Origin of the sequence: Flavobacterium proteolyticum (assembly GCF_015223105.1) — a bacterium.
Lineage (GTDB): Bacteria > Bacteroidota > Bacteroidia > Flavobacteriales > Flavobacteriaceae > Flavobacterium > Flavobacterium proteolyticum.
This window is the reverse complement of sequence record NZ_JADFTZ010000001.1, coordinates 262,049-275,413: the sequence shown is the minus strand read 5'-3', so window position 1 is coordinate 275,413 and position 13,365 is coordinate 262,049. Positions and strand designations below refer to the sequence as shown.

13 protein-coding genes are annotated in these 13,365 nt (G+C 31.8%); 9 read left to right on the top strand and 4 right to left on the bottom strand.

All coding sequences use genetic code 11. From position 1 onward, the window contains the following. The first annotated feature begins 61 nt into the window (after positions 1 to 61). The 7 genes from rlmN (at position 62) to dnaG (ending at position 8,747) form a co-directional block, all read left to right on the top strand. Positions 62 to 1,102 carry a 23S rRNA (adenine(2503)-C(2))-methyltransferase RlmN gene (rlmN, locus tag IM755_RS01150; RefSeq protein WP_194093240.1) on the top strand — a complete coding sequence of 347 codons (1,041 nt, stop codon included), beginning with the start codon at positions 62 to 64 and terminating at the stop codon, positions 1,100 to 1,102. Positions 1,103 to 1,236: 134 nt separating this feature from the next. After that, the gene (locus IM755_RS01145) at positions 1,237 to 2,394 is read left to right on the top strand and encodes a carboxypeptidase-like regulatory domain-containing protein (protein WP_194093239.1); all 1,158 of its coding nucleotides are present in this window, start codon (positions 1,237 to 1,239) and stop codon (positions 2,392 to 2,394) included. Positions 2,395 to 2,509: 115 nt separating this feature from the next. Then, on the top strand, positions 2,510 to 3,490 hold the full coding sequence (locus IM755_RS01140) for a polyprenyl synthetase family protein (protein ID WP_194093238.1): 981 nt from the start codon (positions 2,510 to 2,512) through the stop codon (positions 3,488 to 3,490). 190 nt (positions 3,491 to 3,680) lie between these two features. Continuing rightward, positions 3,681 to 4,250, top strand: coding sequence for an RNA polymerase sigma factor (locus IM755_RS01135; protein ID WP_194093237.1), 570 nt, complete (start codon positions 3,681 to 3,683; stop codon positions 4,248 to 4,250). Continuing rightward, positions 4,237 to 4,920 (top strand): hypothetical protein, encoded by a 684-nt coding sequence (locus tag IM755_RS01130; RefSeq protein ID WP_194093236.1) that lies wholly within the window; start codon positions 4,237 to 4,239, stop codon positions 4,918 to 4,920. Before IM755_RS01135 ends, IM755_RS01130 begins: the two co-directional genes overlap by 14 nt. A gap of 34 nt (positions 4,921 to 4,954) precedes the next feature. Beyond that, positions 4,955 to 6,565, top strand: coding sequence for a hypothetical protein (locus tag IM755_RS01125; RefSeq protein WP_194093235.1), 1,611 nt, complete (start codon positions 4,955 to 4,957; stop codon positions 6,563 to 6,565). A gap of 205 nt (positions 6,566 to 6,770) precedes the next feature. Next, entirely contained in the window at positions 6,771 to 8,747 is a 1,977-nt protein-coding gene (gene dnaG / locus IM755_RS01120; protein WP_194093234.1) for a DNA primase, read from the top strand. Here dnaG and IM755_RS01115 read toward each other — a convergent pair. Together IM755_RS01115 and nadE are read right to left on the bottom strand one after the other, a co-directional pair. Continuing rightward, positions 8,744 to 9,373 (bottom strand): response regulator transcription factor, encoded by a 630-nt coding sequence (locus IM755_RS01115; RefSeq protein WP_194093233.1) that lies wholly within the window; start codon positions 9,371 to 9,373, stop codon positions 8,744 to 8,746. The two genes, dnaG and IM755_RS01115, sit on opposite strands and share 4 nt — an antisense overlap. A gap of 80 nt (positions 9,374 to 9,453) precedes the next feature. Then, positions 9,454 to 10,260: an NAD(+) synthase gene (gene nadE, locus IM755_RS01110; RefSeq protein WP_194093232.1), complete on the bottom strand. Its 807-nt coding sequence runs from the start codon at positions 10,258 to 10,260 to the stop codon at positions 9,454 to 9,456. 82 nt (positions 10,261 to 10,342) lie between these two features. Between nadE and gldB the strand changes: the two genes are divergently transcribed. Both gldB and gldC read left to right on the top strand, forming a co-directional pair. Beyond that, the gene (gene gldB, locus IM755_RS01105) at positions 10,343 to 11,305 is read left to right on the top strand and encodes a gliding motility lipoprotein GldB (RefSeq protein ID WP_194093231.1); all 963 of its coding nucleotides are present in this window, start codon (positions 10,343 to 10,345) and stop codon (positions 11,303 to 11,305) included. A gap of 5 nt (positions 11,306 to 11,310) precedes the next feature. Next, positions 11,311 to 11,637, top strand: a complete 327-nt coding sequence (gene gldC, locus IM755_RS01100) for a gliding motility protein GldC (RefSeq protein ID WP_111566049.1) — start codon at positions 11,311 to 11,313, stop codon at positions 11,635 to 11,637. A gap of 44 nt (positions 11,638 to 11,681) precedes the next feature. Here gldC and yihA read toward each other — a convergent pair whose 3' ends face one another. Both yihA and IM755_RS01090 read right to left on the bottom strand, forming a co-directional pair. Next, positions 11,682 to 12,302 (bottom strand): ribosome biogenesis GTP-binding protein YihA/YsxC, encoded by a 621-nt coding sequence (gene yihA / locus IM755_RS01095; RefSeq protein WP_194093230.1) that lies wholly within the window; start codon positions 12,300 to 12,302, stop codon positions 11,682 to 11,684. A 131-nt stretch (positions 12,303 to 12,433) separates the two neighbouring features. Next, positions 12,434 to 13,189, bottom strand: coding sequence for an alpha/beta fold hydrolase (locus IM755_RS01090; RefSeq protein ID WP_228063871.1), 756 nt, complete (start codon positions 13,187 to 13,189; stop codon positions 12,434 to 12,436). Positions 13,190 to 13,365 lie beyond the last annotated feature (176 nt).

The window sequence follows — 13,365 nt, the reverse complement described above, 5'->3', positions numbered from 1 at the left end:
ATTTTGACAAAAATACAAATTAACAATTAAACGTTTTGACATTTTAACCTAACTTTGCACCATGCAAATCGAGAAAAAAGACATACGAGCACTTACTAAAGAACAATTGCGTAACTTTTTTGTTTCTAATGGAGACAAAGCGTTTCGTGGTAACCAAGTTTACGAATGGTTATGGCAAAAGCGCGCCCATACTTTTGAGGATATGACTAATGTGTCTAAAGAAACGCGCGCCATGTTAGAAGCTAATTTTGTAATCAATCACATTAAAGTAGATACCTTACAACGTAGCGAAGACGGAACCGTTAAAAATGCCGTTCGTTTGCACGATGACTTAATTGTAGAATCGGTTTTGATTCCTACAGAAACTCGAACTACAGCATGTGTTTCTTCGCAAGTAGGTTGTAGTTTAGATTGTAATTTTTGTGCAACCGCTCGATTAAAGCGTATGCGTAATTTGGAACCCGGAGAAATCTATGACCAAGTGGCTGCGATTGATAATGAAAGCCGTTTGTATTACGACCGACCTTTGTCTAATATCGTTTTTATGGGAATGGGCGAACCTTTGATGAATTACCCAAACGTAATGAAAGCGATTGATATGATTACGTCTAATGAAGGTTTAGGAATGTCACCAAAACGAATTACGGTTTCTACTTCTGGAATTCCGAAAATGATTAAAAAAATGGCGGATGATGAGGTGAAATTTAAACTAGCAGTTTCCTTACATTCAGCTGTTGAGGAAATTCGCAACGAAATCATGCCATTTACTAAAAATTTTCCTCTTACAGATTTGCGTGAAAGCTTGGAATATTGGTACAGAAAAACAAAAAGTAAAGTTACTTACGAATATGTGGTTTGGAAAGGAATCAACGATGATAAAAGATCGATTGATGCTTTGGTGAAATTCTGTAAATATGTCCCTTGTAAAGTAAATCTTATCGAATACAATCCTATTGATGATGGAATTTTTCAACAAGCATCAGAAGAAGCTACAAATGCTTACATAACGGCTTTAGAGAAAAATAATATCGTAGCCAAAGTGCGAAGAAGTCGCGGTAAAGATATTGATGCGGCTTGTGGGCAATTAGCGAATAAATCTTAAAAATTCAATTATCATAATTTTTGTGCTTTAAAAAGATGTAAGAAACACTTGTTTTTTTTGTAAGAAATAGTATCTTCGTGTAACTGAATGATGAGTAAAAATAAATTCAGTTTAACTAACACACACCTAACATTATGATTAAGCACACCTTATTTTTTTTACTTTTTTTTACATTTAGTTTTTCTCAGGAAAATAGCACAAAAGGAATTGTTAAAGATGCAGAAACAAAAGAGATTATTCCATTTGTAAATGTTATTTATAAAGATAATTCAGGTAATTTAACAGGTACGATAACAAATGAGGATGGAGAATTTTCGTTGCATCACATAAAAGAAGTTGAAATTAGTCATATCAATTACGAAACAAAGAAAGTTGTATTTGAAAACAAGGAAGTTGAAATTTATTTAACTCCAAAAGTGTATATTTTAGATGAGTTGATAATCTCAAACGTTTCTGGAAGAGATTTTTTAAAATCATTAATAAAAGATGCAAAAGTTCGTGCGGTTAAAAATACTAAGTTAAGTACTTATGGTAGAGAAATTGTGAAAATCAATAATCAATATACAAAGTATTCAGATGCTTTAATGGATTATTATATAAAGAAAGGAAATGGGAAATCGGTCTTGTTAATTAATCAAAGTAGAGCAATAAAAACTAATTTACAAGATTCTACAAGTTCTGTTTTAAATGGAATGAATTCGGGATACAATGTTAGAGATTATGTTAAGTATGCCTATAATTTCGACGGAATTGAAAATCTTATTAAGAGTAAAGAATATACATTTGATAGATACTTAAGAAGAGATGCGTCAGGTTTAGAATATGAGTATGTGAAAATTATTCCCAACCCAGATAGTGATGAATTATTGTATGAAGGTTATGTTATAGTTGATAATAAATCAAATAAAATTGTTGAATTTAAAGTTGAATTAGCAGATTCTCACAAGAAAAATTCAAAACTAAAAAACATTTTAATTGCAAAATACAAACTTAATGATCATGCGGTTTGGTGTAAGTTTAAGTTTACTAACAATCAATACGAATTAGTGTATTATAAAAATAGTTTCAATCTATATATTCAAATGGGTAAGAAAGTTCATGATTATGTGAGTACAACATTTGATTTGCTAGTACTTGATAGTAAAAACGATGTTGAATTGCCGGAAAAAGGTTATTCAGAGAACACAATTTTTGAAGCTGGAACAAATTATACTCAGAAATTTTGGAAAATGAACAACATTTTTCCTTTAAAAGAAACCGAGCAACGATTTGTTGATTCTATTAAAAATTAATTAATCCTCATTTAAAAAAATAAAAGAGATTTCGATAAAGTTCGGAGTCTCTTTTTTTATAATCTTTTGCTAAACTTTTGACTAACGAGTTTGTTTTTGTATTTTTGATACCTCAATGAAAATAACCGAACAAATAAAGCTACCCATCGCCTCCGAAATGGAACTCTTTGAAGAGAAGTTTCGCGATTCCATGTCTTCAAAAGTAGCTTTATTAAACAGAATCACACATTATATTGTAAATCGTAAAGGAAAACAAATGCGTCCTATGTTTGTTTTCTTAACCGCTAAGATGGTTTCGGGTGGTTCTATTAATGAGCGTACCTATCGTGGTGCTTCGGTTATTGAATTAATTCATACCGCAACTTTAGTTCATGATGATGTGGTTGATGACAGCAACAAACGACGTGGATTTTTCTCCTTAAATGCCCTTTGGAAAAACAAAATTGCCGTTTTAGTTGGCGATTATTTATTATCAAAAGGTTTATTACTTTCTATCGATAATAACGATTTCGATTTGCTAAAAATCATTTCTGTAGCTGTGCGCGAAATGAGTGAAGGTGAATTACTTCAAATTGAAAAAGCGCGCAGATTAGATATTACTGAAGATATTTACTACGAAATCATCCGACAAAAAACCGCTACTTTAATTGCAGCTTGTTGTTCGCTTGGTGCTTGTTCTGTTGCTCCTGATGACGCTGTTTTAGTAGAAAAAATGCGTAAATTCGGAGAGCTTATCGGAATGGCATTCCAAATCAAAGATGATTTATTCGATTACACCGATGATGCCATTGGAAAACCAACTGGAATCGACATCAAAGAGCAAAAAATGACTTTACCGTTGATTTACGCTTTGAACAATTGTTCTCAAAAAGAAAAAAGTTGGGTTATCAATTCGGTTAAAAATCACAACAAAGATAAAAAGCGCGTAAAAGAAGTTATCCAATTTGTAAAAGACAAAAACGGATTAACCTACGCCGAAGAAAAAATGGTGCAATTTCAGCAAGAAGCACTTTCGTTATTACAAGATTTCCCAACATCTCCATACAAAGATTCCCTTATTTTAATGGTAAATTACGTGATTGAAAGAAAAAAATAAAAACAATTTCAATTTCAAGGACAAAAGTCCGTTTCAATTTTAAAAATTTCTTTAATTATTTCAATCTGTGTTCCAGAATCATAAGTTTTTTATTTTTTTAAAGATTCATACAACCATTTTAAAATCATTCTCGTCTATATAATTAGAAGCAAGATTCTGAATTCTAATTTCTGAATTCTAAATTTTAAAAATGAAAGTAATTCAATTACATCAAGAAGAAAAACAACTTATTATGTTGGCTGTCGAAAACAATCGACAAGCACAACAGCAGATTTATGCCAAGTTTTCTTCTAAAATGTTAAGTGTGTGTCGCCAATACATAAAAGACATTCACCACGCAGAAGATGTAATGATTACCGGATTTATGAAAGTGTTTACCAATCTGAAAAATTTTGAACACAAAGGTAGTTTTGAAGGTTGGATTCGAAGAATTATGGTATATGAATGTATCGATTTTCTTCGGGTGAAAAAGAATAATTTCAATCATCAAGATATAGAAGATGTTACGATAAGCGAAAACGAATCGGTTTATGAAATGGAAGATTTTTCGGTAGATGACATCCAAAACATGATTGACAATTTGCCCGACGGTTATAAAATGGTGTTTAACTTATATGCGATTGAAGGTTACAAACATCAGGAAATAGCCGAAATGCTCAAAATAAGTGAAGGAACATCAAAATCGCAATTATCACACGCCCGAAAGTTATTGCAACAACAAATCACCGACTTAAAAAACAAATTAAATGGAACCAAATAAAATAGATAATCAAATAAAAGAAAAGCTGAATACTAGAGAAATTCAGCCTTCTGCTCAAGCTTGGGACCGATTAGATGCGATGCTTACGGTTTCAGAAGAAAAAAAGCCAAAGAAAGGTTACGGATGGTTTTTTGTAGCCGCTTCTACAATACTTTTTTTCGGATTGGGGTTTTCCCTTTTCAATTCAAACGAAACAACAGAAATTAATAATTCAACACCAATTGTAACTACTATCGACGAAGAAATTGACACGGTTGAAACTAATAAAACAAATGAAATTTCAGTTGAAAATGTAAAATCTGTTTTGGTTCAGAATGAAGTAAATTATTCAAAAACAACAAGAAATAAAAATTCAAAGAAAACAAATGAATTGACAAAACCTGAAAATGATTTGGAAGAAAAAATAACTCCTAACTCCCAACTTCAAACTCCCAACTCATACAAATACGTTTCTCCAGAAAATTTATTAGCTGAAGTTCAAACAGGCGAGAAAGTAATTACTTCAGATAAAAAAATAAGTCCAAAAACTAAGATGAAAGTAGATCCTAATTCGTTGCTAACAAACGTTGAAAAAGAATTAGATGAAAATTATAGAGAAACTACTTTAGATAAATTAAATAGAAAATTTCAAGATGCTAAATCAGCATTAGCCAATAGAAATTACGAATAAATAAAAATCATCATTAATTAAAAATCAAACAGTTATGCAAAAAATTATTTTGTACACAATTCTTATTGTGTTTAGTTTCCTAACAAAAGCCGTTGCTCAGGAGTTAGAAACTATTGAAAAGTCAACCGAGTGGATGGCACGCGGAAGTAAGTCAGAGAGTTATGAAATGGGTTTGTCAAAAAAATCAACTTCTAATGAGCAAGAAGTTTTTACTATACGATCTATCGATAAAAAGATAGATGGTTTTGGAACTTTAATGAAATCGGGTAAGCCTGATTTATATTTAGGTAAAACTATCAAAATGACAGGATATGTTAAAAGTGAAAAGGTAAAATCTTGGGCTGGACTTTGGATGCGTATCGATTATTATAATGATAAAGTTCTTTCTTTTGATAATATGCAAAATAGAGCTATTGAAGGAACTAATGATTGGGCTAAATATGAAGTTGTTTTATTTGTGCCTCAAGATGCAACTGATTTCTCTTACGGAGTTTTATTGGATGGAACAGGTCAAATTTGGTTTAAAGATATACAACTTGAAATTGTAGATGATTCTGTTTCAGAGACTGGAACTATAAAAGGTAGAAATTCAAAAAGTATTTCATTTGAAGATAAAGCGAAGGTAATTGCAAATAACATTGAAATGATTACCACTGAAGAAAAAAACGCTTTAAAGAAAGAAGTTGAAGCCATTGATGTACAAGTAAGTGAAGGTAAAATTACTGCTGAAAAAGCACAAGAATTAAAAACTAATATTGCTCAAGAACGCGCTAATAATATCGAAACAAAAGTAGCAATTGAAGAAGCGAAATTAGCACAGTTGGTTCAGGATAAAGTGGATGGAAAAATAGCGGATTCAAATGATAAGCCAAAAAGAGGTGGAACTAGAATTATTTTAGGAAGCAGTAAAGATGATGCTATTGGGGATGATAGAACCGAAATTAATTTAGGTTCGATGAAAATTTATAATGGAGAAAAAGACAAAGCTGAGAGAAAATCTAAAAGAACAACTTCACAATTCGTTTTTGCATTTGGTTTAAATAATGTAATTACTGAAGGTGAAAATTTAGAAGATTCAGATTACAGAGTTTGGGGTTCGCATTTTTACGAATGGGGAGTTACGTATAATTCAAGAATTTTCAAAAACAACAATTTGCTTCACGCTAAATACGGACTTTCGTTAATGTATAACAATCTTCGTCCTACAGATAATCGTTATTTTGTAAAAAATGGTGACCAAACAGATTTAGTAACATCAGCTATAAAGTTAGATGAATCGCGTTTTAGAAATGTGTATTTAACAGCACCATTACATTTAGAATTTGATTTTACGCCAAAAAAACTTTCAAAAGACGGAACTAAAACATACTTCAGAACACATGAGTCAGTTCGTTTAGGAATTGGTGGTTACGGAGGTGTTCGTATTAAATCAAAACAAATTTTGAAATATGAAATTGATGATGTTAAAATAAAAGAAAAACAAAAAGGTGATTTTAATGTTTCCGACTTTACTTATGGTTTAAGTGCTTATTTAGGATATGGTCAAACCAGTCTATATGTTAAATATGACTTAAATCCGTTATTCAAAAACAATAATATAGATCAAAACAACGTTTCATTAGGATTACGCTTTGATTTTAATTAAATTTAGGGTTAAGTTAAGTTCTCTGTTTAAAAAAGCACTTCAGCCAAATGAAGTGCTTTTTTGTTTTCAAATGATTTTGGCGCTAATAGCTATATTTTTCAAAAACTTTGTAACTTGCCACTTCAAATTTAGAGATGTAATTTTGTCAAGCATAATTTGACTTAGTTTCTAAACAATTCAACATTTAAACAACTTAACGTTAAGTTTGATATCAAAAGACACCATAGAAAAAGTATTTGAAACCGCCCGAGTTGAGGAGGTAATTGGTGATTTTGTACAACTCAAACGTGCCGGAAGTAATTTGAAAGGATTAAGTCCGTTTGTAAACGAGAAATCGCCTTCATTTATGGTTTCTCCGGTAAAGCAAATTTGGAAAGATTTTTCATCTGGAAAAGGCGGAAATGCCGTGACTTTCTTAATGGAACACGAACATTTTACTTATCCAGAAGCTATCAAATATTTAGCAGTAAAATACAATATTGAGATTGAAGAAACGGTTCAAACCGATGAAGATGTAGCGCAAGCCAATGAAAAGGAAAGTATGTATTTGGTTTCCGAATTCGCTCAGAAATATTTTCATCATACTTTATTAGAAACCGAAGAAGGAAAAGCCATCGGATTATCGTATTTTAAAGAACGAGGTTTTACTTCCGATACGATTAAGAAATTCGGATTAGGATATTCGCCAGAAACTTGGGATGCTTTGACAAAAGAAGCTCTCGGAAAAGGATATAAATTAGAATATTTAGATAAAACTGGACTTTCAATTGTTAAGGAAGACAAACAATTCGACCGTTTCAAAGGTCGTGTGATGTTTCCTATTCAGAGTATGAGCGGTCGTGTTTTGGGTTTTGGAGGTCGTATTTTGACCAATGATAAAAAAGCAGCAAAATACCTGAATTCGCCCGAAAGTGATATTTACCACAAGAGTAAAGTTTTATACGGAATTTTCCATGCTAAGCAAGCTATCGCTAAGCTAAATAATTGTTATTTGGTGGAAGGTTATACCGATGTTATCCAAATGCATCAAGCCGGAATTGAAAATGTTGTGGCTTCATCTGGAACTGCTTTAACTCCTGATCAAATTCGTTTGATTAATCGATTAACTCCAAATATTACCGTGCTTTTTGATGGTGATGCAGCCGGACTTCGTGCTTCTATTCGTGGAATTGATTTGATTTTGGAAGCTGGAATGAACGTAAAAGTGTGTACGTTTCCAGATGGTGATGACCCGGATAGTTTTGCGAGAAAAACATCGCATGATGATTTATTGCTGTATTTCGAAGAAAATGCAAAAGATTTCATTCAGTTCAAAGCGTCTTTATTGATGCAAGAGGCCAAGAATGATCCAATCAAAAAAGCGGATTTGATTCGTGATATGGTCATCAGTATTTCTAAAATTCCAGACCGAATTAAAAGAGAAGTATATATTAAGGAATGTTCCCGAATCATGGATATTTCCGAAGATGTGCTTTTTAATACCTTAGCGCAATTAGTAAAGAAAGATATATCGGAAGCTAATAAGCAATTTAAAGAGGAACAGAAAGCTTTTGAAGTTGTTAGAAACGATATTGCTCAACCCACAACAAAAGTTGATATTCAATACGAATTGGAACACAAAATAATCCAAATTTTATTGCTATACGGAGATAAAGAAGTAGAGTTTGAAGATACTATTTTAGCTCAAAATGAAGATGGCGAAATGGTTGAAGTAAAAGAGCAAAATAATTACAAAGTATATCAACGTGTTTATTTGAGTTTACAAGAAGATGAGGTAGAATTAGCTAACCCAATTTTTAAAGCAATTTTTAATCATTTAATTGCGTATTTCAATGAAAATGAGGTTTTTGAATTGGATAAATACTTGATGCAGTTGCCTGAAGAATTAGCGCAAGAAGTCACCACGATTCTTATGAGTGAAGAACGTGAGGTATTACACAATTGGGAAGTGCAACAAATCTATGTTAAACAAAAGGAAGAAACCATAAGCCAATACGTAACCGAGACGATTATCACATTGCGATGGTATTTAGTCAATAACATTATCGACGATTTGAAAAATTCAATTTCAACCGACGAAGACTCTGATAACTCAGAAACTCTGGAAATGGTAATGGCTTATTTGGGGTTAACACATATCTTTTCTAAAAACTTGGGTAGAGTTCTTTCAAGATACAATTAAATTACATCTAAATCTTTTGCTTTTTTTAATAAATCTACTAAGTTGGTTACATTTAATTTGGCCAACAAACGCAGTTTATACGTACTGATTGTTTTTTCATCTAAACCAAGAATTTGAGCAACTTCTTTGTTTTTCTTACCATCATTTAGGTAACGAAGTACTTCAATTTCTCTCGTAGATAATTTTTTAAACAATCGCTCCGATTTTTTGCCTTTGCTAAGCATTTCGATGCTTCTTTTAACAGTCTCGCTAAAAACAACTTTGCCTTCTGTTACTTTTGTTATTGTGGCTTCTAGATCTTTTAAATCACTTTTCTTAGAAACATAAGCCGAAACTCCTGCTTTAATTGCTGTTGGGGCATACATCTGTTCAGAAACATTTGTAAACAAAACAATTTTAGTTTCAGGAAAATCTTTCAACAAGCTTTTGATGTCTCTAATGCTTGATAAACCATCTAATTCTACATCGAGAATAAGAATGTCGCAATGTTTTGCTTCTAAAAGTGAAAGTAAAGATTCTAAATTTTTAGCCGATGCAATAACCTCCATTCTGCTGTTTCCATGAAAATACGACTGTAATCCATGGCTTACAACAGGTAAACTGTCTGCTATACCTATTTTGATCATAACTAAAAAATTATATTATTCGTAATATAAGATCAAAGTTACTAAAAAAAAATGTAATTACTTGTTAATTATGGAGATAATTATTTAAGATTTTCAGGGATTTTGCATATTGGAATAGGAATCATTTTGTGTTGGTTAATAGTATTCAGTCTTTTGTAGATTTTGAATACTTCGGCTTCTCTGCCGTTAAAATCTTCAATAGTTTTTCCTTTTTCCATTTGACTCATCGCCCATTCTAGTTCGTCATAGTTGGCACCAATTTGATCTTCGTCACTTCGGTCATCGCCAAATAAACCATCTGTCGGCTTAGCTTTTAAGATGCTTTCAGGAACTTTCAAAAATTCAGCAAGTAAGCGAACTTCGCTTTTTACTAAATCCGCAATTGGGCTAACATCTACGCCACCATCACCGTATTTTGTAAAAAATCCTACGCCAAAGTCTTCTACTTTATTTCCGGTTCCGGCTACTAAAAATCCGTGTAATCCTGCAAAAAAATATAATGTTGTCATGCGTAAACGAGCACGAGTGTTTGCTAAAGACAAATTCAAAACAGCTTCATTCTCTGATGCCGGAACTTGATTTTTAAACGTTTCAAAAACAGGAGTCAAATCAGCTCTTTCGTTAAAAACATTTGAGAAACGTTTTTTTAATTGGTCAATATGTTCGTAAGCTCTATTAACATGACTTTCCGCTTGATGAATTGGCATTTCTATACATAATGTTGGTAATCCTGTTTGAGCACATAGAGTAGAAGTTAAAGCGCTGTCAATTCCGCCAGAGATTCCCACAACAAAACCTTTAACTTTTGCGTTATTAGCATAATCGAGTAACCATTTTACAATATGTTGATTGATTTTTTCGGCTTGGAATGTGGATGAATTTGTCATTTTTTTATGAAAATTTATTAGTCGATAACTGTATATTTGCAAACCAAAATTAGATTTGATAAAAATATAAAAAATACGCTATATGAAGCAATTATTATTTGTACTTGTTGCTATTACTTTATTTTCATGTAAAGAAGATAGTAAGGTAGAGGAAGCCGTAGCTAAAATTCCAATTGAATTTAAAGTAGAACGTTTCGATCAAATCTTTTATCAATCAAAACCAGAGGATTTAAGTAGAATAAAAGCGCAATATCCGTTCTTTTTTCCTGCTGGAAATCCAGATTCTGTTTGGATAAACAAGTTAAAAAATCCTTTACTAAAGGAATTGTACAAAGAGGTACAAGTGAAATATCCAACATTAGGACCAATTGAATCCGATATGGAAAAAATGTTTGCTTACGTGCAGTATTATTTTCCAAAATTCAAAACACCAAGAGTAATTACCTTAATTAATGAAGTAGATACGGAAGCAAAATCTTTTTATGTAGATACATTAGCTTTGGTGTCTTTAGATTGTTATTTAGGAAAGGAACACCGTTTTTATGTGGATTTTCCTGAATATAAAAAGCAAAGTTTAGAACCAAATCAAATTTTACCCGATTTAGTTTCAACGTTCTGTTATGGAAAAATTGCACCTCCAACTGATAGAACTTTATTATCTGCAATGATTTATTACGGAAAAGAATTGTATGTAAAAGATAAATTGATTCCGTTTTACTCAGATGCGGATAAAATTGGTTATACCGATATGCAAATCAAGTTCTGTCAAGAAAACGAATATTTTATGTGGAGTAATTTAGTCGAAAACAAATTATTGTTCGATTCTAATCCAAAGAACGAATTACGTTTTATAAAACCAGCTCCTTTTTCGAAATTCTATTTAGAAATTGATAACCAAACCCCAGGAAGAGTAGGGCAATGGTTAGGTTGGCAAATCGTAAGAAGCTATATGGAAAACCACGAAGAAGTAACATTACAAGAATTATTAGCAATGGATGCTAAAACCATCTTCGATAATTCAAAATACAAACCAAAGAAACAATAAAACATATGAAAACATCCGATATAAAAATCACCGTAGGATTAGACGAAAATAACGTTCCAGACAAATTATTGTGGACAGCACAAGATGGTGGCGTAGAGCAAGAAGAAGCAAAAGCAATGTTATTGTCAGTTTGGGATAGCAAAGCAAAAGAAACACTTCGTATAGATTTATGGACAAAAGATATGCCAGTAGACGAAATGAAACAATTTTTCCATCAAACTCTAGTAGCAATGGCAGATACGTTTCAACGCGCTACTGCTGATGAGAAAATGTCAGATACCATGCGTGATTTCTGTGATTACTTCGCTGAAAAAATGGATTTAAAAGCATAAAAAAAAGTCGCTATTTCTAGCGACTTTTTTATTTTGTTTATTTTTTAAACAAATCCATTATCTTTAAAAATGTCTTCGTTAATTTGATTGATATATTCTAAAATTCCTTCTCTACCAATGGCTTCCAATGATGAGGTAACAAAATATGGAGGCATTTCAGCCCAATCTCCTGCTAATAATTGTTTCTTATAAGCTTCCACATGATTGTTGACTTTGTTTTTTCCCAATTTATCTGATTTGGTAAAAATAATGGCAAACGGAATTTCGCTTTCGCCTAAATATTCCATGAATTCTAAATCGATTTTTTGAGCTTCTAATCGAATGTCAATTAAAACAAAAGCACAAACTAATTGCTCTCTTTGCTCAAAATAATCCATAATAAATTGTTGGAAAACGGCTTTGGTTTTCTTAGAAACTCGGGCATAACCATAACCTGGTAAATCCACTAAAAACCAATTATTGTTGATTTTAAAGTGATTGATTAACTGCGTTTTTCCTGGTTTTGATGAGGTTTTTGCCAAATTTTTATGGTTCGTCAACATGTTAATCAAAGATGATTTTCCTACATTGGAACGACCAATAAAAGCGTATTCAGGTAAGCGGTCTTTTGGACATTTATCTACTTCTGAGTTACTAATTACGAATTCGGCGGTATTAATTTTCATATGTTTAAATTTTATTTTTTAGCGGTAACATATGTTATCACCTTTTTAATAATTGGAGTTTACTTACGTAAACAGTTTGTTAGTGGTGATTTCATAAGCTATAAAATAAAATTCCCCAAAAAGGGGAACTATTATAAATTCTTCTTTTGTAACCAATCAAACAAAATTTGATTGAATTCTTCTGGGTGCTCCATCATGGCAGCGTGTCCACATTTGTCAATCCAAAATAACTCTGAATTTGGTAATAATTTATCAAACTCTTCAGCTACATTTGGTGGTGTTACCTTATCATTTTTTCCCCAAATAATACAGGTTGGAGTTGTCATTTTAGGCAAATCTTTTGCCATGTTATGACGAATAGCGCTCTTAGCAATCGTTAAGGTTTTAATCAATTTGATTCTATCATTAACCGTTGCAAAAACTTCGTCAACAATTTCTTTAGTTGCAATCGCTGGGTCGTAAAACACATCTTCAGCTTTCTTTTTGATGTATTCGTAATCACCGCGTTTTGGGTAACTTTCACCCATTCCACTTTCATATAAACCTGAGCTTCCTGTAATTACTAAAGCTTTTACAAGTTCAGGATACATCTTGGTAAAATACAATCCAATATGTCCGCCTAGTGAATTTCCAACAAGAATTACTTGATCAAATCCTTTATGAATGACAAAGTCTTTTACAAATTTTGAAAAAGCTTTAACGTTGGTTTTTAAAATATTTTGTGTGTAAATAGGTAATTCTGGAATCACCACTTTGTATCCTTTAGGAGGAAAAAAATTAGCTACACCATCAAAATTACTCAAGCCACCCATCAAACCATGAAGAATGATTATTGGGGTTCCTTCGCCAGCTTCAAAATAGGTGTATTTTTTTTCTTTTTTTAACATAAATTCCACTTAAGGTATTAGTTCTAATGATTGACAAATATACTATTTTATTGAAGAAAGTAAAGAAAAAAATGACAAGCTAATTTTTATGCTTTCACAACTTGTAAAATGTTAGTTATCAACAATTTTATTAAAATTTTTATAAAAACACAAAAAATGACATCGGTTGATTTTAA

What these genes read in the sequence shown, in the direction of transcription:
- nadE (WP_194093232.1), bottom strand. Translation starts at nt 10,260, where the DNA reads ATGACAAATTCATCCACATTCCAAGCCGAAAAAATCAATCAACATATT.
- gldC (WP_111566049.1), top strand. Translation starts at nt 11,311, where the DNA reads ATGAAAACATCCGATATAAAAATCACCGTAGGATTAGACGAAAATAAC.
- IM755_RS01090 (WP_228063871.1), bottom strand. Translation starts at nt 13,189, where the DNA reads ATGTTAAAAAAAGAAAAAAAATACACCTATTTTGAAGCTGGCGAAGGA.
- gldB (WP_194093231.1), top strand. Translation starts at nt 10,343, where the DNA reads ATGAAGCAATTATTATTTGTACTTGTTGCTATTACTTTATTTTCATGT.
- IM755_RS01130 (WP_194093236.1), top strand. Translation starts at nt 4,237, where the DNA reads ATGGAACCAAATAAAATAGATAATCAAATAAAAGAAAAGCTGAATACT.
- yihA (WP_194093230.1), bottom strand. Translation starts at nt 12,302, where the DNA reads ATGAAAATTAATACCGCCGAATTCGTAATTAGTAACTCAGAAGTAGAT.
- rlmN (WP_194093240.1), top strand. Translation starts at nt 62, where the DNA reads ATGCAAATCGAGAAAAAAGACATACGAGCACTTACTAAAGAACAATTG.
- IM755_RS01125 (WP_194093235.1), top strand. Translation starts at nt 4,955, where the DNA reads ATGCAAAAAATTATTTTGTACACAATTCTTATTGTGTTTAGTTTCCTA.
- IM755_RS01140 (WP_194093238.1), top strand. Translation starts at nt 2,510, where the DNA reads ATGAAAATAACCGAACAAATAAAGCTACCCATCGCCTCCGAAATGGAA.
- IM755_RS01145 (WP_194093239.1), top strand. Translation starts at nt 1,237, where the DNA reads ATGATTAAGCACACCTTATTTTTTTTACTTTTTTTTACATTTAGTTTT.
- IM755_RS01135 (WP_194093237.1), top strand. Translation starts at nt 3,681, where the DNA reads ATGAAAGTAATTCAATTACATCAAGAAGAAAAACAACTTATTATGTTG.
- IM755_RS01115 (WP_194093233.1), bottom strand. Translation starts at nt 9,373, where the DNA reads ATGATCAAAATAGGTATAGCAGACAGTTTACCTGTTGTAAGCCATGGA.